The sequence below is a fragment of the Porphyrobacter sp. MBR-155 genome (assembly GCF_040547625.1).
Lineage (GTDB): Bacteria > Pseudomonadota > Alphaproteobacteria > Sphingomonadales > Sphingomonadaceae > Erythrobacter.
On the sequence record NZ_JBEPQB010000003.1, the window covers coordinates 115,444 to 133,488 of the forward strand.

At 62.8% G+C, this 18,045-nt stretch carries 20 protein-coding genes; 14 read left to right on the forward strand and 6 right to left on the reverse strand.

Features of this window, described 5'->3' with window-relative positions; genetic code table 11:
* The 14 genes from ABIE62_RS04040 to ABIE62_RS04105 all read left to right on the forward strand — a co-directional run bounded on the left by ABIE62_RS04040 (position 1) and on the right by ABIE62_RS04105 (position 11,484).
* Positions 1–1,152 (forward strand): phage major capsid protein, encoded by a 1,152-nt coding sequence (locus ABIE62_RS04040; protein ID WP_354323776.1) that lies wholly within the window; start codon positions 1–3, stop codon positions 1,150–1,152.
* 151 nt (positions 1,153–1,303) lie between these two features.
* Positions 1,304–1,855, forward strand: a complete 552-nt coding sequence (locus tag ABIE62_RS04045) for a head-tail connector protein (protein WP_354323778.1) — start codon at positions 1,304–1,306, stop codon at positions 1,853–1,855.
* On the forward strand, positions 1,852–2,043 hold the full coding sequence (locus ABIE62_RS04050) for a hypothetical protein (RefSeq protein WP_354323780.1): 192 nt from the start codon (positions 1,852–1,854) through the stop codon (positions 2,041–2,043). Before ABIE62_RS04045 ends, ABIE62_RS04050 begins: the two co-directional genes overlap by 4 nt.
* 5 nt (positions 2,044–2,048) lie before the next feature.
* On the forward strand, positions 2,049–2,438 hold the full coding sequence (locus ABIE62_RS04055) for a DUF3168 domain-containing protein (protein WP_354323782.1): 390 nt from the start codon (positions 2,049–2,051) through the stop codon (positions 2,436–2,438).
* 11 nt (positions 2,439–2,449) lie between these two features.
* Positions 2,450–2,857, forward strand: coding sequence for a phage major tail protein, TP901-1 family (locus tag ABIE62_RS04060; protein WP_354323784.1), 408 nt, complete (start codon positions 2,450–2,452; stop codon positions 2,855–2,857).
* Positions 2,854–3,168, forward strand: a complete 315-nt coding sequence (locus ABIE62_RS04065) for a GTA-gp10 family protein (RefSeq protein ID WP_354323785.1) — start codon at positions 2,854–2,856, stop codon at positions 3,166–3,168. The genes ABIE62_RS04060 and ABIE62_RS04065 overlap by 4 nt, the downstream gene beginning before the upstream one ends.
* Positions 3,165–3,368, forward strand: a complete 204-nt coding sequence (locus ABIE62_RS04070) for a phage tail assembly chaperone (protein WP_354323787.1) — start codon at positions 3,165–3,167, stop codon at positions 3,366–3,368. Before ABIE62_RS04065 ends, ABIE62_RS04070 begins: the two co-directional genes overlap by 4 nt.
* Positions 3,358–3,942: a tail tape measure protein gene (locus tag ABIE62_RS04075; RefSeq protein ID WP_354323789.1), complete on the forward strand. Its 585-nt coding sequence runs from the start codon at positions 3,358–3,360 to the stop codon at positions 3,940–3,942. Before ABIE62_RS04070 ends, ABIE62_RS04075 begins: the two co-directional genes overlap by 11 nt.
* 14 nt (positions 3,943–3,956) lie before the next feature.
* Entirely contained in the window at positions 3,957–6,278 is a 2,322-nt protein-coding gene (locus ABIE62_RS04080; RefSeq protein ID WP_354323790.1) for a DUF2460 domain-containing protein, read from the forward strand.
* A complete protein-coding gene (locus ABIE62_RS04085; protein ID WP_354323792.1) occupies positions 6,278–7,087 on the forward strand; it encodes a phage/gene transfer agent baseplate hub protein in 810 nt (269 codons plus the stop codon). The genes ABIE62_RS04080 and ABIE62_RS04085 overlap by 1 nt, the downstream gene beginning before the upstream one ends.
* Complete coding sequence (locus ABIE62_RS04090) at positions 7,084–7,518, forward strand: NlpC/P60 family protein (RefSeq protein WP_354323793.1); 435 nt, start codon at positions 7,084–7,086, stop codon at positions 7,516–7,518. The genes ABIE62_RS04085 and ABIE62_RS04090 overlap by 4 nt, the downstream gene beginning before the upstream one ends.
* A 4-nt stretch (positions 7,519–7,522) precedes the next feature.
* The gene (locus tag ABIE62_RS04095; protein ID WP_354323795.1) at positions 7,523–9,703 is read left to right on the forward strand and encodes a GTA baseplate fiber-binding domain-containing protein; all 2,181 of its coding nucleotides are present in this window, start codon (positions 7,523–7,525) and stop codon (positions 9,701–9,703) included.
* A gap of 19 nt (positions 9,704–9,722) precedes the next feature.
* The gene (locus ABIE62_RS04100) at positions 9,723–10,187 is read left to right on the forward strand and encodes a DUF2793 domain-containing protein (RefSeq protein ID WP_354323796.1); all 465 of its coding nucleotides are present in this window, start codon (positions 9,723–9,725) and stop codon (positions 10,185–10,187) included.
* A 163-nt stretch (positions 10,188–10,350) separates the two neighbouring features.
* On the forward strand, positions 10,351–11,484 hold the full coding sequence (locus tag ABIE62_RS04105) for an OmpA family protein (RefSeq protein ID WP_354323798.1): 1,134 nt from the start codon (positions 10,351–10,353) through the stop codon (positions 11,482–11,484).
* Between the two features lie 591 nt (positions 11,485–12,075).
* On the opposite strand, the gene ABIE62_RS04110 is transcribed toward ABIE62_RS04105, so the two are convergent.
* From ABIE62_RS04110 to ABIE62_RS04135, 6 genes are all read right to left on the reverse strand, one after another.
* Entirely contained in the window at positions 12,076–13,632 is a 1,557-nt protein-coding gene (locus tag ABIE62_RS04110; RefSeq protein ID WP_354323800.1) for a spinster family MFS transporter, read from the reverse strand.
* 52 nt (positions 13,633–13,684) lie between these two features.
* Positions 13,685–14,383, reverse strand: a complete 699-nt coding sequence (gene queC, locus ABIE62_RS04115) for a 7-cyano-7-deazaguanine synthase QueC (RefSeq protein ID WP_354323803.1) — start codon at positions 14,381–14,383, stop codon at positions 13,685–13,687.
* 45 nt (positions 14,384–14,428) lie between these two features.
* Entirely contained in the window at positions 14,429–14,848 is a 420-nt protein-coding gene (locus ABIE62_RS04120) for a hypothetical protein (protein ID WP_354323805.1), read from the reverse strand.
* Between the two features lie 86 nt (positions 14,849–14,934).
* On the reverse strand, positions 14,935–15,834 hold the full coding sequence (gene hslO / locus ABIE62_RS04125; protein WP_354323807.1) for an Hsp33 family molecular chaperone HslO: 900 nt from the start codon (positions 15,832–15,834) through the stop codon (positions 14,935–14,937).
* Between the two features lie 54 nt (positions 15,835–15,888).
* Entirely contained in the window at positions 15,889–16,839 is a 951-nt protein-coding gene (argF, locus tag ABIE62_RS04130) for an ornithine carbamoyltransferase (RefSeq protein WP_354324093.1), read from the reverse strand.
* Positions 16,839–18,038 carry an aspartate aminotransferase family protein gene (locus ABIE62_RS04135; RefSeq protein WP_354323809.1) on the reverse strand — a complete coding sequence of 400 codons (1,200 nt, stop codon included), beginning with the start codon at positions 18,036–18,038 and terminating at the stop codon, positions 16,839–16,841. The genes argF and ABIE62_RS04135 overlap by 1 nt, the downstream gene beginning before the upstream one ends.
* Positions 18,039–18,045 lie beyond the last annotated feature (7 nt).

Consider the following 18,045-nt stretch of genomic DNA (forward strand, 5'->3'; position numbering starts at 1 on the left):
ATGGAACATACCCAACCTGCGATGACCACCACCGATCCGCTGGACGCCAGCTTTGACATCATTGCCCGGCAGGATCAGGCCGATGCGGCCATTTCCGGCCTGCGCACCGATGTCGACGAGGTGAAAGCGCGGCTCGACAAAGTCGCCCGCGCCGCCACCCGCCCGGCGATGGGCGGCACCCCGGCGAGCGACGCTCCTGAAGTCAAAGGCTTCGTCGATGGCTATCTGCGCCGTGGACGTGAAACCGAACTCAAGTCGATCAGCGGCACCGCCCCCGGCGATGGCGGCTATGCCGTGCCGCGCCAGATCGACGCGGTGATTGCCGCTGAACTCGCCGAAATCAGCCCGATCCGCGCGATTGCTCAGGTGGTGCAGACCGGCACGTCTGGCTATCGCAAGCTGGTTGCTACCGGCGGCACCGCGTCAGGCTGGGTCAGCGAAGCCGCCCCGCGCCCGGAAACCGCAACCCCGCAATTTGCTGAAATCGCCCCGCCATCGGGCGATCTCTACGCCAACCCGGCGGCGAGCCAGGGGATGCTGGATGACGCCGCTTTCGACATCGAAACCTGGCTGGCCAGCGAGATCGCGCTGGAATTCGCGCGCGCCGAAGGCACGGCATTCGTCAACGGAACCGGGATCAACCAGCCCGAAGGCTTCCTCAACGCTCCAACCGCCACTGCCGAAGACGGCGTGCGGGCATTCGGGACGATGCAATATATCGGATCGGGAAGCGCCGCCGGGTTCGACGCGGCGCCCGATGCGCGGCTGATCGACCTGATCCACTCGCTCAAATCGGGCCACCGTCAGGGCGCGGTGTTCGTGATGAATTCGTCAACGCTGGCAACGGTGCGCAAGCTCAAGACCGCCGATGGCGCGTTCCTGTGGCAGCCGGGCATGGTCGAAGGCCAGCCTGACCGCCTGCTGGGCTATCCGGTGATCGAGGCGGAGGATATGCCCGATGTCGCAGGCGGGGCCTTCCCGATCGCGTTCGGCAATTTCCGCCACGGCTATCTGATCGCTGAAAACGGCGCGACCCGGGTGCTGCGCGATCCGTTCACCAACAAGCCCTTCGTGCACTTCTACGCCACCAAGCGGGTGGGCGGCAAAGTGCTCGATTCCAACGCGATCAAGCTGCTGAAGATCGAAGCCTAGGTGTTAACTTAGGCTTCGATCCCCCGGCAAGGTCGAGTCCCCCCTTGCTCCCTTGCCGGTGTCTCGCGCCCGCATCGCTTCAGGCCCCCTTCCCGCCTGACCCAGCGATGCGGGCGCATTTTGTCTCGAACACAGAATTGGAGAACCCGCGATGGAGCGGACTATCTTGCAGCCAGCAGCGCTTGACGGCGCGGCGCTGGCGGAGCTCAAGCACTGGCTCGGGATCAGCCGCCCCAATGACGATGCGGCCCTGATCGGGCTGATCGATGCCAGTCTGGCCATCTGCGAAGCCTTCACCGGCAAGATGCCGCTGGCGCAGACGGTCGAGGAAATCATCGCGCCGCACGCGGGGTGGCAGGAACTGGTATCGCGCCCGGTGCGCGAAATCACTGGCGCGGCATGGATCACTGCCGATGGCACGCGTGAAGCATTGCCGCTGCCAACCGACGCGCTGGAGTGGCGCATCGCGGTCAGCGCATGCGTGCAATTGCTGCGCCCGTTCGAAGGGCGCGGGATCGCCTTGCAACTGGTCGTCGGGATTGCCGATGACTGGGACAGCCTGCCCGCATCGCTGCGTCATGGGATCATCCGGCTGGCCGCGCATCTCTATCGTGAGCGTGACCGCGATGGCAAGGGCGGCGCAGCGGTGCCCGCCAGCGTTACCGCGCTGTGGCGGCCATGGCGCAGCACGAGGCTGGCATGATCCGCGCCGCAGCAGCCAGCGCCCGGCTAGTGCAGCGCCTGCGCGCGCGGGCCGAACAGATCGCCGCCAGCCGCGCAGTTGATCGTCGCAGGGAACGCCGCGCGCCGGGTGCGGAGTGGCGTTCTGCCACCGCGCTGTGGCCCGATTTCACCGCCGATATCGCTTCAACAGACAGAACAGGGAATTGACCACCATGGAAAATGACCTGCGCGCCGCACTGATCGCCTGGCTCAGGGCCGATCCCGCGCTCGCCGCGATCAATGCGATCGAGGAAGAATCCCCGCTCAGCGTCAGCCCGCCGTGGCTCGGCATCGCGGCAAGCGCTTCGATCGATTGGGGCTCCAAAGACCGGCAGGGCCGCGAAACGCGGATCGCGCTGGAGCTGGAAACCCGCATTGATCTCACCGCCGCCGACGCCCCCTTGCTCGCCGCGATTGAACGCCGGGTGCTTGACCTGCCGCCGTTTCAGCCTGGTTTCGAACTCGCCTCAATCCGGTTTCTGCGTTCGCGCAGCGAAGCCCGCGCCGACAATCGCCGGGCCGCGCTGATCGAATTTCGTTTCCGCATCCTTGAACAAAATTAGGAGTAACGCCCATGCCCGCCCAATCCGGCGCCGCCTTCCTGCTCAAGATCACCGATGGGGCCTCACCCCCCGCCTATCAGACCGTCGCAGGCCTTCGCACCACGCAAATGTCGATCAATGGCGACACGGTAGTCATCACCCACAAGGATTCGGGCGGCTGGCGCGACCTTTTGTCCGGCGCGGGCACCCGATCAGTGTCTGTCAGCGCTGCGGGAATCTTCCTCGGCAGTGCAGCGGAAAGCGCGGTGCGCAGCCATGCGCTGGCCGGGACGCTTGCCGGTTATGAATTGTCATTCGAGGATGGCGAGCGGCTGCGCGGACGGTTTCTGGTGCAACGGCTCGATTATGCCGGGGATTTCAATGGGGAGCGCAATTATACGCTCCAGCTCGAAAGCTCCGGGCCGGTCGTGCCAGCATGACCGCCGCCGCCAATCCCCTGCGCGGGGAAAGCGTGCTGATGGTGGCGGGGATGGGCTATGTGCTGCGACCGACCTTTGAAAGCCTGGTGCTGGCCGAAGCCGAACTGGGATCGCTGTTCGCGCTGGTCGAACGCGCGGCGGCGGGCGCGCTGACCCTGACCGAGATGACCGCGCTGCTGTGGCATTGCTTGCCGCCGGAATCGCGGCCTGACCGTGCAGCCGTGGGTCAGGCAGTGCTGGCAATGGGGCTAGTGGCCGCCACCCAGCCGGTGCGCGCAGTGCTGGCGCAGGTGCTTCAGGGTGAGACGTGACCTCGACCTTCGCCGCCTGCGCCGCGCGCTGGTGCAGCCTCTCGGCCCGCCTGCTCGGCTGGCGCCCGGTTGAATTCTGGAACGCCACCCCGGCCGAATTGGCGATGGCGCTGGCCGCGCCTGATGATCCCGCCTGCCCACCCCCACCCAGCCGCGAGATGATCGCCCGCATGATGGAGCGCGACGCTGATGAACGATAATTTCGAAGAACTGGTGATCGACGTGCGCGCCCGCACCGATGGCTTTACCACCGATCTGGAAACCATGCGCCGCTCGCTCGACACGTCGTTGCTCGACGGGTTCGGGCGGGCGGGCAATGTGCTTGAAAACGGACTGCTATCAGCGCTGCGGCGCGGCAGTCTGGGATTTGATGATCTGAAGCGCACAGCGTTCAATGCGCTCAACGAAATCGCCGCCCATGCGCTGCAATCGGGCATCAGCAACCTGTTCGGCGGTGCGAGCAGCGGCGGGGGCGGGGGCGGGGGCCTGGGGGGACTGATCAGCCAGTCACTCGGCGCACTGTTCGGCTTGCCGGGCCGCGCGACCGGCGGCCCGGTCAGCCCCGGGCGGGCGTTTCTGGTGGGTGAGCGCGGGCCGGAAGTGTTCGTCCCCACTTCATCGGGCCGGATCGACAACGGCATCGCCGCACAGGGCCGCGATGTGCGGGTCGCCATTCAACTCGCCGTTCCGCGCGGGGTGGCCGCGCCCACCGCGATGCAACGTTCATCCCGGCAAATCGCCAGCGCGGTGCGCCGCTCCTTGCAACAGGCCTGATCGGGGGAATTATCATGGCATTCTGGCTCGCACGCGAACGCCGCACGCAGGAAAGCAGCTTTATCCAGCGGTTCGACCCGCGGTTCTGGACGGTCAATTTCCCCCGACCTGCGATGGCTTCGGCGGTGACGATTGCGCCTGATGCGCTGCGGGTCGAGGTTGAACTGCACCACGCAGGCGAACTGGTCGGGCTGATCTGGGACAGCGTCGACACGCTCGATCATCCGCTGCTCGCCTATGAAACCGATCGCGATTACGCGCACACCACGCTCAGCTTTCGCTGGCAGTCCGAAGGCGTGATCGCGCTTGATCTGCCCAACGGGCCAACGCTGACGATCGAAGGGCGCGATGCCGCTGGCACGCCCCGGACGTGGTTTGTAAGGCTATGGAATTATGCGCAAGGCACCCCCACCGATGCCCGCATAACCTTGCCGTTCTCCGATCTTCAAGCGGGCTTTGGCCTGCCGGGTGAGCCTGTCCACCCCGGCGACATCGACCGCATGTTCATCTCGCTGGTCGCGCCCGGCCACGTTCCGGGCAGCGCCGCGCCGCTGCCTGCGCGCTTCAATGGTGCGGTGACCGTGTCCGATATCGTCGCCGATGGTGCCCGCGCCATGCTGGAGGTCGGCGATGTTCTGCTGCCGCCGCATGGCACGAGAATCGCTACCGCCTACGACGATGCCTTCAACCAGACCCCGGCCCGCCTGCTGCGCGCGGTGACCGGTCTCGGCTATCGTCAGGATCTGATCCACTATGTCGGCATGAGCCATTTCATGCGGCTCGCGCAGCAGCCGACTGGCAAGGTCAAGGTGACAACCGCAGGAGAACTTAGTGCGCCAGCGGTTGCCTGGCACCGCAATTACTTCGAGCTTGCGCAGGCCGGAGCCTTCGAAGTCATCGCCTCGCTCTCGTATGAATTGTTCGATGCCTATTGCCCGGATGCCTGGAAGCAGCGCACCGCAAGCGGCGCCCCTGCATTAACCGGCTGGGTGCCACCATCGACCTTGCTGTCTCCGGCAAATACGCAAGCGATGGCATGGCTGATGGACGTGGCCCGCGACTTCGTGGCGCTGCTTAGGCAGGCAGGTCTGCCGGTGCGCTTCCAGATAGGCGAGCCGTGGTGGTGGGTGACATCGGCAGGAGAAATCTGCCTGTATGATGACGCTGCAAAGGCAGCATTCGGCGGCACCCCGCCGATAATCACCGATGTCGGCGGCCCACTGACCTTCGCGCAAACCGCCTTGCTCGATGAAGCAGGCGTGCTGCTGGCACAATCGACCGCGAACCTGACCGCCGTCGTTCGCAACGCCGCGCAGGGGCCGTCAGAGGTGCTGCTGCTGACATTCACGCCGACCATTCTCGACCCGAACAGGCCTGAACTGTTTCGGGCGAACCTGCCATCTGGCTGGGCGGCACCGGCGTTCGACCGGCTGCAAATCGAAGACTACGACTGGCTCACCGGCGGAGCGGATGCGGCGCGGCGCGCGGCCTATGCCTTTGTCGATTCCTGGCTCGGCTACCCGTCTGCGCTTCAGGATTATCTCGCCGGTTTCGTGCTCGATCCTGCCGATGCCGAACTTTTCTGGCTGCGGATCGACAATGGGATCGATGAAGCAGCCGAGCGCGGCATCGCCCGCCGCTATGTCTGGGCGCTGCCGCAGGTCAACCGCGATGGCTACACCCGCCTCGCCCCATCCCCGGAGCAAGCCATGGATCCGTTCGACAACGTGCTTTACCCCTTTGCACTGGGGCGTAATGCCTCGGTCGCGCCGGAATTCTCGACCTCGATTGCGGTGACCGCATCGGGGCACGAACGGCGCAATTCGCTGTGGTCGGATGCGCGGCTGCATTTCGATGTCGGCCCCGGCATCCGGTCAGAGACGGAACTGTCCGAACTCGTCGCTTTCTTCCGCGCCCGGCGAGGCCCGGCGCGCGGGTTCCGCATGATGGATCCGTTCGATAACAGCTCCAACGCGATGACCGGCACGCCAACCATGTTCGATCAGTTGATCGGCATTGGCGACGGCGCCACGGCGGATTTCCAGCTGATCAAGTCCTATGGGACAGGCGAGCCGCAAGTGCGCCCAATCACCCGGCCGCGGCCGGAAACGCTGCTGGTCAGCATCGGCGGCGGCGCGAGCACTGGCTGGACGCTGAGCGAGAAAGGCGTGCTTCGGTTCCTCGCCGCACCGCCTCCCGGGGCAGAGGTGCGTGCTGGGTTCCTGTTCGATGTTCCGGTACGATTCGCCGAAGACCGACTTGACGTGTCCGCAGTGGATTTTGCAGCCGGGGAGGCACCATCAATCCCGCTGATCGAACTGCGGGAGACAGCCTGATGCGGGTGTTCTTCGACCGCGAGCTTGATACGGTCGCGACCTTCTGGCGCATTTATCGCCGTGATGGGGCCGCACTCGCCTTTACCAGCCATAACCGCGATCTGACCTTCGGCGGCATAACCCACCGCGCCGCGCCCGGCATGATCCCTGCCGCGATCCGACTCACGGTTGAACTCAGCAACGACAGCGCCGAAGCACAAGGTGCGCTGCACCATGATTCGATCCGCGAAGAAGAACTTGCCGCCGGACTGTTCGATGAAGCCGCGATCGAAATCGGCGCGGTCGACTGGATCACGCTTGATCATTCCACGCTCTATTCAGGGCAAATTGGCCGGATCGAGGACAATCAGACGCAGTTCACCGCCGAGCTGCGATCAAACAAAAGCCTGCTCGAACGCGACCTTGTTCCGCGCACCAGCCCGACCTGCCGGGCCGAGTTCTGTGGCCGGGGATGCGGGCTTTCGGCGGTGCGTTTCACTACCTTCCGCTTGCTTGATGCGATTGACCCCGAAACGAACCGGGTGCGTTTTGCTGGCCTGATCGGGGAAAATTACGTCGACGGTAAATTGCGGTTCCTGTCTGGGCCGCAGACTGGCTTGGATTTCGGTATCATCGATGCGGACGCGGACTGGCTCACACTCGATCGGCCGCTGGTGGCGGGAACCGCTATCGGCACCCGCGCTGAACTGCGCGAAGGATGCGATCATACCTTTGCCACCTGCGTGGGCCGGTTTGCCAATAGTATCAACTTCCGCGGTGAACCGTTCCTGCCGGGCAATGATCTGCTGTCGCGTTACGGCCAACCATGATTGGGGCGGGCGCGCCAAATCCGGGCGTTGCGCTGGCCGAGGCAGCGGCAAAGCTGGTCGGCAGCCCGTTCCGGCTTCACGGACGCGACCCTGCAACTGGTCTCGATTGTGTCGGGCTGGTGGTCGCAGCGCTATCCGCGACCGGAGCAACTCCGCGTGCGCCCAGTGGTTACGGCTTGCGCAACCTGTCGGTGGACCATTGGCTACATTTTGCCGACCGATCAGGACTGACGGCGTCGCCCGGGCCAATCCGCGCGGGCGATGTGCTGTTGATCGCGCTTAGCCATTGCCAGCATCATCTGGCCATCGCCGCGAGCGCGGCCAGCATCATTCATGCCCATGCCGGGCTGCGAAAAGTGGTGTGGCAACCGCTTGATCCCGCTTGGCGGCTCCACATCAAGTGGCAGGTCGCACAACAAATGGAAGGCTGATTTTATGGCAACATTGGTGCTTACAGCCATCGGCACCGCCGTTGGTGGGCCGATTGGCGGATCGATTGGCGCGTTGGTCGGTCAGCAGGTCGATGGGCTCATTTTTGGCGGCGGCACCCGCCAAGGGCCTCGTCTGCGCGAAGTGACGATCAGCACGTCGAGCTATGGCCAGCCAATCGCCCGCCACTTCGGGCGGATGCGGGTGCCCGGTTCGGTGATCTGGTCAACCGACCTGATTGAAAACAGGCGCAAGGAAAAGGGACGCAAGGGCCAGCCATCGACTGTCACCTTCTCCTATACGGCCTCCTTCGCGGTCGCATTGTCCAGCACCCCGATTGCGCGGCTCGGGCGGGTCTGGGCCGATGGCAACCTGCTGCGCGGAAGCCTTGGCGACCTCAAGGCAGGCGGGAGCCTGCGCATCTATAGCGGCCACGGCGACGACCCGGTTGATCCCCTGATCGCGGCCGCCAAAAGCGGTCAGGCACCAGCCTTCCGGGACTGTGCCTATGTGGTGTTCGAAGATCTTGAACTGGGAGATTTTGGCAACCGTATCCCGGCGCTCAGCTTCGAAATCTTCGCCGAAGGGGGCGATGACACTGTTTCTCTGGAACGGTTGGTGCCTGGGGCGGTTCCGGCTGCGATGCCGGTCATGCTGGCCCATGCCCGGGGCTTTGCCGATGAAGGCGGGCCGCTTGCCGCAAGTTTGGCAGCAATTGATCAGGTCATCCCTCTGATCTGCACATCAGGCAAATATGGCCCGATCATTGCCCCTCGGGCGGTCCCAGATGGCGAAATCATAACTCTGCCCGCCCAACTCGCGCTGCGCGACAATGGCACAGACGAAGCCCGGCACAAGCAGCGGTCAGGTGTCCCGACCCAGGAACCGGCGGCCCTGCGCTATTACGATGAAGATCGCGATTACCAGCCGGGCGTTCAGCGCGCGATTGGCACGCGGCAGGTGGGCCGCGAATTGATGGTTGATCTGCCCGCCACCATGAACGCGAGCGGAGCACGGCAGCTGGCCAATGACAGTGCGAATCGTGCACGCTGGCAGCACGAAACGGTGCTCTGGCGCACCAGCGAAATCGACCCGCGCCTATCCCCCGGCACCATCGTGCGCATTCCCGATGCTCCCGGATACTGGCTATTGCGCAGTTGGGAATGGCTCGACCGCGGGATTGAGCTCGAATTGGAACGGCTCGCGCCCGGCCTTACAACGGCCCGCATCAGCGATCCGGGCGAGCCCTTGCCGCCGTCAGATCTGGTGATCCCGAATACGAAGCTGGCCGCCATAGAAGTTCCGGCAGACGGCAATGCCAATCCCGCTGCATCTCTGATTTTCGCAGCCGTTTCGGCCGAAAATAATGCTTGGCGCGGTGCGGCGCTGTTTGCCGTTCAAGGCACCGCGATGGTCGATCTGGGCACCAGCGGATCGCAGCGCGCCATTATTGGCACACTTTTTGAACCCCTGCCCCCTTCGCGGGCTTTACTGTTCGAGCCGGAAGCCAAGGCTGTAATCGAACTCGTCGCAGACGACATCGCCTTCACTGAAACAAGCATTGATGGCCTCGCCGCAGGAGCCAACCGTTTGCTGGTCGGCAGTGAGGTCATCCAGTTTGTGCGGGCCGCCCCCTTGGGCAACCGCCGGTGGGAATTGTCAGGATTGCTTCGCGGACGCGGCGGCACCGAGCACGGCGCGGCGCAGGGCCATCCTGCGCAGACCCTTGCCGTCCTGCTGGATGACAGTCTGGTAGCGCTCGATCAGGAGCTTGTTCCACCGCTGCCGACCACGCGGATCGCGGCAATCGGGAGAGGCGATACCGAAGCGGTGCTCGCCCCGCTCGCCAATCCCGGTCTCTCGCGTCGCCCACCGTGCCCGGTTCACCCGCGTCAACGAATCGATCCGGACCAGACCCGGCATTTCAGCTGGACCCGGCGCGCGCGCGGGCAATGGCGCTGGGACAATGCGGTCGAGGTGCCACTGGTCGAAGAACGCGAACTTTATCAAATCGGCTACGGCCCGACCGCCGCGCCGCACGTCACATGGACGCGCAGCGAACCGCAGCTGTCGCTGACTCAGCCAGAAATTGCGAGCCTGCGGGACACGCATGGCAATGCCGATCTGTGGGTCATGCAGGTCGGAACATTTGACCGCTCACCGGCGCTGTTGCTCGCGTCGCTTTAACCAAGCTCAGGAGTTTTGCATGTCCGAACCTTTTACCTTCACCTCCTCCACGCCGAACATCGGCTTGCCATTGCTGATCGCAGGCCAGGCACAAAAGGAATTCTTCCTCAATCAGTCGCTTGTTATTGTGGATTCGCTGCATCGCCGCTCTGTGATAGCCTCGCAGCCTGCACCGCCGACGAATTCCAACGAAGGCGACTGCTTCCGGATCACTGCCACTGCAACGCAGGAGTGGGAAGGTTGCGAAGACCATATCACCATTCGGATTGGCGGCAGTTGGCACTTCATTGCACCGCGCGAAGGCATGTTCATGTTTGACAGCGCGGCGGATCAGTTCCTGCTTTATCAATCAGGCTGGCGGGTCGCTTCTACACCTGCAATCCCGGCGTCCGGCGCCGTAATTGATGCCGAAGCGCGCGCCGCGATCAGTGAGTTGATCGAAGCTCTGCGTGACATCGGGATTTTTGCACCCGTGACAGACTAAAATGGACGCACATCACCCGGCGATCATAAGTGCATTTTTGGACGCGACCGCCCCATCGCGACATTCTTGCAACACCCTTGTGTGATTGATGGCTTGCCTCAGACATAGGGAAAAGATAGAGACAGTCTGTGCCTCAAGTCTAATATAAAAGGGGAATCTGAGTATGCGCAAACTCGTCATTGGAATGGCGATGGCTTCGACCGCGCTGACAACGCCTGCCATGGCCCGCGACGGCCAATGGTACATTCAGGGCGATGCTGGTGCCATGATTGTCGAAGACCAGGATCTCGATGTCAACGGTGTGAAAGACAATGCAGGCGTCGGCTACGACACTGGGTTCGATTTTGGTGCCGCAGTCGGCTACGACTTTGGGGTTTTCCGCCTCGAAGCCGAAACCAGCTATCGCGCTGCTATCGATCCGGAAGATGTTACCGCCGGCAGCCAAGGCCTCGCGCTCTTTCCTCCCAGCGTCAACACCTTCAATGGGAAGCGTAGTGCGTTTGGGGAAATGAATGCGCTCAGTTTCATGTTGAACGGCCTGGTAGATTTCGGCGACGACGATAGCCTTCAGGCATTTCTCGGCGGCGGCATCGGTGTGGCCCGTGTGGACATGGACGCCAGCGTGGATGTCAGAGGCCCCGGTGTCTGGAACGACTCCGATACAGGTTTGGCTTGGCAAATTCTCGCAGGTGTTCGGCTTCCTGTCAGTAAAGCGTGGGATATCGGTCTGAAATATCGGTACTTCAATGCCCCTGACATGAAACTTGTCGACCCGTTGGGGCGCACCCTCGATACCGAACTTGTCACGCACTCGCTGCTGGGTTCGATCACTTACAACTTCGGTGGTGAAGAACCTGTTGTGGCACCGGTGGCACCGCCGCCTCCGCCTCCGCCACCACCGCCTCCGCCGCCACCTCCGCCGCCGCCGCCACCACCGCCGGTGCCGTGCAACACGGGTCCGTACATCGTGTTCTTCGACTTTGATAAGTCGGACATCACGGCTGAGGCTGCAACCATCCTCAACAGCGCCGTCACTGCCTACGCCAATTGTGGTTCGGCAAACGTGATGCTGGCAGGTCACACTGACCGTGCGGGTAGCGTCAAGTACAACATCGGCTTGGCTGAACGGCGTAACGCATCGGTCCGCAGCTACCTGAACGGTCGCGGGATCCCTGATGGCCGCATCACGGGTGAAGCGTTTGGCGAATCGCAGCCGCGCGTCCCGACCGCCGACGGTGTGCGCGAAGCGCAGAACCGCCGCGTGGAAGTGACTTATGGTCCGGGTTCGGGCATGTAAGTCACCCCACTAAGGGTATTGAAGAGGGGCCGGAGCAATCCGGCCCCTTTTTTGCTGGTGTCTCGTCAAATGAGTGTCGTTGAAGTGGCGAGACCTTGCGCACTCAGGGTCGCCATAGCGAGATCCTGCCTTGTGCTGACATCACAAGTTCGATCGGGGATCAGCTATGTGGTTAAGTCGCCGACGGTAGCTCCACTTCGGCCAGGATCAAATGATTGGCGCGTCATCTGCTCGGCGCTCTTGCTTCCTAACTTGAAGCATATTGCAGCCTAGTGGAAGCAGATGGCTACTCAGAAAACGCAGTGCTTCAAAGACATGAAGTGTTGATTCTGATGAGGTCAGGATGGAATCTTTTCCGCAGCTCCGGTCATCCCGGTTCACCGTTTCTGTGACGGTAAGCCCGATGGCAAGGCGTGAAGTGAAGCGAAGTGAAGCCTCAGGCTAGCCAACGTCGCAACACAGACTAGCAGAGCCTCCACACGCAACCGCTTGGTGGCGGGCAGAATCCGCCCTCCATAACATCTCGGCCTGCACCTGATTGCTATACCCCGGAATGATCGGGGGAAACACTCCCGGTTCTGGTGTTGGCACTCACTCGCCCATTGCTGCCCGGGCGCGCTGCCCGATGGTCGCTTCGGCAACTGGTAGCGCACGGTAAGCGTAGATCAGCAGAATGAGCGATATCGGTGCCACCGCGATCAGCGAAAGAACGCCCATCCGCATGCTTCCGGTCAACTCTGAAATCTGTCCGACCATGTAAGGCCCAATCGCGAGGCCAACCAGCGTGGTCGCAAGAAAGAATGAGGCCGTCGCAGTACCTCGCATCCGCGGGAGGACCAGATCCTGCGTGGTCGCCGCCGCCGCGCCCAGAGCGGTCGCAGCGAACAGGCCAGCGAGGAAATTCATTACATAGAACAGCGCCGCGTTCTCTGTGGTGAAGCCAACCCAGATCGGGATCACCGGGGCGATGATGCCGAACATGATGACGAGAATGCGTCCCGATGGATTTCGGACCCGCAGCCAGTCAGACATGCGCCCGCCCAGGATCACTCCGAGGAAACCGGACACCGCGCCACTGCCGCCGAGCACGAAGGCGAGTTCTTCCTTCGGCAGCTTGAGCACAGTCTCCGCATAGGGCGCAGCCCAGAACGCCAGCGCATAGGCGCCGAGCGATACGAGCCCATATCCCAGAGCCGTGCAAATGAAGGCCGGCGTACCCCAGATCAGGCTGAAGGTAGCAGGATCGTGGCGCCGGAGCGTCGCAGCCCAGGAAAACACCGCATAATAGCCGAACGCCATGGCCGACCATTGTGGCAAATTGTTAGTCAGCTTGGTCATGATCACAGCAAGGATGATCATGGCCGCCGCCATCGCCAGGTTGATCAGCACCGCCATTGGGCCACGGCGCATGGCATGGATCACTGTAAAAGGCGGCAGCAGCATCGACAGGTCGGTGAAGAAATCAAACAACGGATGGCGGCCACTTGCATTTTCTTCGGGCGGTCGTGCGGGTTCACGCAGCGACGCTACCCACAGCGCAAGCAGTAGGCCGGGCAGGCCTACCGCCATGAATGCGGCCTGCCAGCCAACCAACCCACCGATTCCGCCGCCCGGATAGGCCGCGTCCCAGACCTGCGAAATCTTGGCGCCAATAAAAAGTGAGACCCCACCGCCAAGATACAGGCCGGACGAATAGATTGCCAATGCAGTAGCGCGCTGGCGGGTGGGAAAATAATCTGAAATCAGCGAATAAGCGGTCGGGCTCGCGGTTGCTTCGCCAACCCCTACCCCCATCCGTGCCAGTGACAGCGTAAAATAATTGCGCGCAAGCCCGGATAGCGCGGTCATGGTTGACCACAAGACCAAGCCGATAGTCAGCAGGCGGACACGATGCCAACGGTCCGCCAGTCGGCCCAACGGCACACCAAACAACGCATAGAACACCGCAAAGGCAGCCCCGCCCAAGAAACCCAACTGTCCATCGGTCAGGTCGAGGTCGCGCTTGATATCGACAGCGAGGATCGAGAGGATCTGCCGATCGATGAAATTGAGGATATAGACCACAACCAACACGCCCAGGACATACCAGCTATATGCGGACGCTGGCGCATCCTCACGGGCCTGCGCCGCAGTTGCTTCCTCGCTCAAGAATGATCCCCTATCGGTATGGTCTGGTTAAAGGTCGGCCGGATGGCTGCCGTCAGGCGCTGTAAGCCGTGCTATCGACTATTCCGGCTTCGGCAAAACCCTTTTTCCGCAAACGGCACGAATCGCACAATCCGCACGCCGTGCCATCGGGCGTCGGATCGTAGCACGACCAGCTCCACGCCGGGTCAAGTCCGAGCCGTGCGCATTCGCGGGCGATATCGGCTTTGGTCATGTGCTGGAGCGGGGCGTGGATCGTGAAGGGCGCGCCCTCAACCCCGGCCTTGGTGCCGAGCCGCGCCGTTTCGGTAAAGCTGGCGATGAATTCGGGCCGGCAATCGGGGTAGCCGGAATAGTCGAGCGCATTGACCCCGATGAACACGTCGCGAGCACCCGCTGCTTCGGCGCAGGCTGTGGTCAGCGCGAGAAATACGAGATTGCGCGCAGGCACATAGGTGACCGGAATATCGTGTCCCACCCCGCCTTTGGGCACATCAATGGCAGCGGTCAGCGCTGATCCACCAAACGCCCGCAGATCAAGCGCAATGCACGTTTGCCGGGCCAAGCCCAGCCGCTCTGCAATCCGCGCGGCGGATTCCAGCTCCAACCGGTGGCGCTGGCCATAATCCACCGACAGCGCGTGAACCGCAAAGCCGCGTTCCTGCGCCAGTGCGGCGGTCACCATCGAATCCAGCCCGCCGGATAACAGCACCACAGCAATCGGATAGGTGGGATTGTCTTGAGAACCAGTCATGATGCGCGCCCTAACATGGGTGCGCGCAAACGCAATCCGGCCTGCTCAACAGCTGCTGGTGCGGCGTGCCTCAGCCACTAGTTGAAACGGCATTCCATCATGAATGCCCTGGCTTTCGATCTGCACCAGCGCCCCGGTTTCGCGGCGAATGCTGGTGCGGCCATAGCCATTCCCGGGACAGGTGTACTGCACCGTGACGCGCGCGGCTCCATCTTCCACTACGAATTGATTGCAGCCATTTTCCTGGTGCATGATCTGGATCAGCTCCGCCCCTGACCGCAGGCAGATTTTGCGATCAGGCGCGCCATCGCGCTGTTTAATCGTCCATTCGCCCTTGGTCAGCGTGCCCAGCATGGCCAGACCCTTGCCCTGCGCCAGCCCCGGCACGGCCAGCCACAGCGCCGCTCCAGCCGCAAGACTGCCAAGCGCAAACGCGCGCATCCAGCTGATCGAAATGAGCTTCATAATTCCCTCAATATCCGCTGTTAGCTTAACCACGGATGGCACAATTTAGGCATACGCGCATAATATAGCGAATTTTTGACTGGCTGTCAGACGGCCAGCGCAAAGGCGCGCGAACAAAACGCGCAGTCGACCACGATAATGCCGTCGTCATTGCGCATCTCCTGCTGCTCCTCGGGCGGAAAGCGCGCGATGATTGATGCGTAATGTTCGCTGCTGCACCGGCACCCACGCGATAGTGCCGCCCCGGTCTGCACACGCACTTCGTCTTCCTCGTGGAATAATCGCCAGATAATCGCTTCGAGCGACAGCGCAGGATCGAGCAATTCGTCATGGCTGATGGTTCCGGCCAGCACCGCGACATGTTCCCAATCGGGATGGTCAAGCCGCACGTGCAGCCGCTCGCGCCCTTCCTCGCCATCGGCCAGATGCTGCACCAGCAGCCCGGCGGCAGCGCGGCCCTTGGCCCCGGCGCGGCTGGCCACGCGGATTAGTGTCGGGATCTGTTCGGACTGGCTGAAATAGCTCTCGCACGCTTCGGCAAGGCTCGCACCTTCCAGCGGCACGATCCCCTGATACCGCTGATTGCCCTCAGTCTCGAAGGTGATGGCAAGGTAGCCTTCGCCGAACAGAGCCTCAAGCGTGGGGTTAGCCCCAAGGTGTTCAAGCCGCTCTCCATCGAAATCGACGTAGCCGCGCACCGCGCCCGCGCGGTAATCGCACACCAGCAGTTTCACGATCCCGCCGCTGGTCTGCGCCTGGATCGTCATCTGCGCGGTTTCGCCTTTGAGCAATCCGCCCATCAGCGCGCCCAGCACCAGCGCTTCACCCAGCAGATGCGTGATCGGCGCAGGGTAATCATGCGCCGACAGCACCGCATCGAGCACGCCGTCCATCCGCACCACCCGCCCGCGCGCACTGCGGCCGGGAAGGGTGAAGCCCATCAGCTTGTCGGAATAGGTCTCTGTCATTGCGGTCATATCAGCCATGGCGGCGCATATGGGGATTGCGGGCAGCCGAGCCAAGCCCCCCGGGCGGCAGGCTTAATCGTCGCCGATGCGTCCGAAACTCCACAGCAACACCGATTTTTGCGCGTGGATGCGGTTTTCCGCTTCATCGAACACGACCGATTGCGGGCCTTCGAACACATCCTCGCTGACTTCATCGCCAACGTGTGCGGGCAGGCAGTGAAGGAACACCGCGTCGGGCTTTGCCGCAGCCATCAGCGCAGCGTTGATCTGAAACGGCACCATCGCGGACTTCTTTTCCGCAGCATCGGCCTGCCCCATCGAAATCCACGTATCGGTGATCAATACATCGGCCCCGCGCGCCGCAGCTTGCGCATCCTGCGTGAGCGTCACTACCGCCCCGCCTGCCCGCGCCATGGCAACGAAGGCCGGATCGGGTTCATACCCCGCAGGCGTTGCAACCCGCACGTTGAACTTGAACAGGCCTGCCGCTTCAAGGATCGAATGCAGCACGTTGTTGCCATCGCCAAACCACGCGACCTCCAGCCCGGGCAGCGCCTTGCCATGTTCGATCATGGTCAGCAGATCGGCGACGATCTGGCAGGGATGCGATTTGTCGGTCAGGCCGTTGATCACCGGCACGGTCGCATGGCGAGCCATTTCCTCGATCTTGGCATGATCGTCGGTGCGCAGCATGATGGCATCGACCATCCGGCTCAACACGCGGGCGGTATCGGCGATGCTCTCGCCGCGCCCCAGCTGGCTGGAGGCCGAATCGAGGATCAGCACGCTGCCACCCAATTGCCGCATCGCGATGTCAAAGCTGACACGGGTGCGGGTCGAATTCTTCTCGAACACCAGCGCCAGCACATACCCTGCCAGCGGCGCATCGGCATCGGCTGCGCCTTTGGGTCGCCCCGCGCGCGCGGCCTTGCGGTCAATCGCGTCGGCGATCATCGCGGCGACATCATCCGCCCCGGCATCGGTCAGATCGAGAAAGTGGCGGGCCTGTTTGCCTGTCCCCATCATGCAGGCTCCGGCACTGTAAAGCTGGCCGCACCCGCCGACAACTTGTCGAAGAATTCGTCAATCTCGGCATCACCAACCACCAGCGGCGGAATGATGCGGATAGTGTTGTCGCCCGCCGCCACAGTCAGCAGTTGGTGATGATCGCGCAGGTGGACAAAGAACGGGCGGCTTTCCACGGTCATCTTGAGGCCGAGCATCAGCCCCTTGCCGCGCACCAGTTCGAACAGGTTGGGATAATTGCCGATAAACTGTTCGAGCCGGGTGCGCAGCCGCTCGCCCTTTTCGCGCACCGAAGCGAGGAATGCTTCATTGGCGACCGCTTCCATCACCGCCGTCCCCGCCGCCATCGCCAGCGGATTGCCGCCATAGGTTGATCCGTGGGTTCCCAAGGTCATCCCACGCGCCGCCTTTTCGGTGGCGATGCAAGCGCCCAGCGGGAACCCGCCGCCGATGCCCTTGGCGGTCGCCATGATGTCGGGCGTAATCCCGTAATATTCGTGGGCATACAGCTTGCCGGTGCGCGCGACGCCGCATTGCACTTCGTCGAGAATCAGCATCAGATCATGCTCATCCGCCAGCGCGCGCAGGCCCGCCATGAATGCCTGCGATGCGGGACGAATCCCGCCCTCACCCTGAATCGGTTCGACCATGAAGCCCGCAGTGTGCGGCCCGATCAGAGCCCTTGCCGCGTCAAGATCGTCGAACGGGGCATATTTGAACCCTTCGAGCAGTGGCGAAAATCCGTGGTGCATCTTGGTCTGGTTGGATGCGCTGATGGTCGCCATCGTGCGCCCGTGGAAGGCGTTGTGGAAGGTGATGATCTCAAACCGGCTGGCATCGCCCTCATCGCCAGCATTCTGGTGATAGGCGCGCGCGGTCTTGATCGCGGTCTCCACCGCCTCGGCACCCGAATTGGTGAAGAACACCGTGTCACCAAAGGTATTGTCGACCAGCATCTGCGCCAGCCGCTCACCCTGCGGGCTGCCATACAGGTTCGACACATGCATCAGCGTGGCGGCCTGTTGCTGGATCGCACCGATCAGCCCTTCATGCGAATGGCCGAGCAGGTTGACCGCGATGCCGCTCGCAAAATCAAGGTAACGCGTGCCGTCCTCGTCAATCAGGTGGCAATGCTCCCCTCGCACGGGCCGCACGCCGCAACGCGGATAGACGGGCATGAGCGGGGTGATCGACATGGGCAAA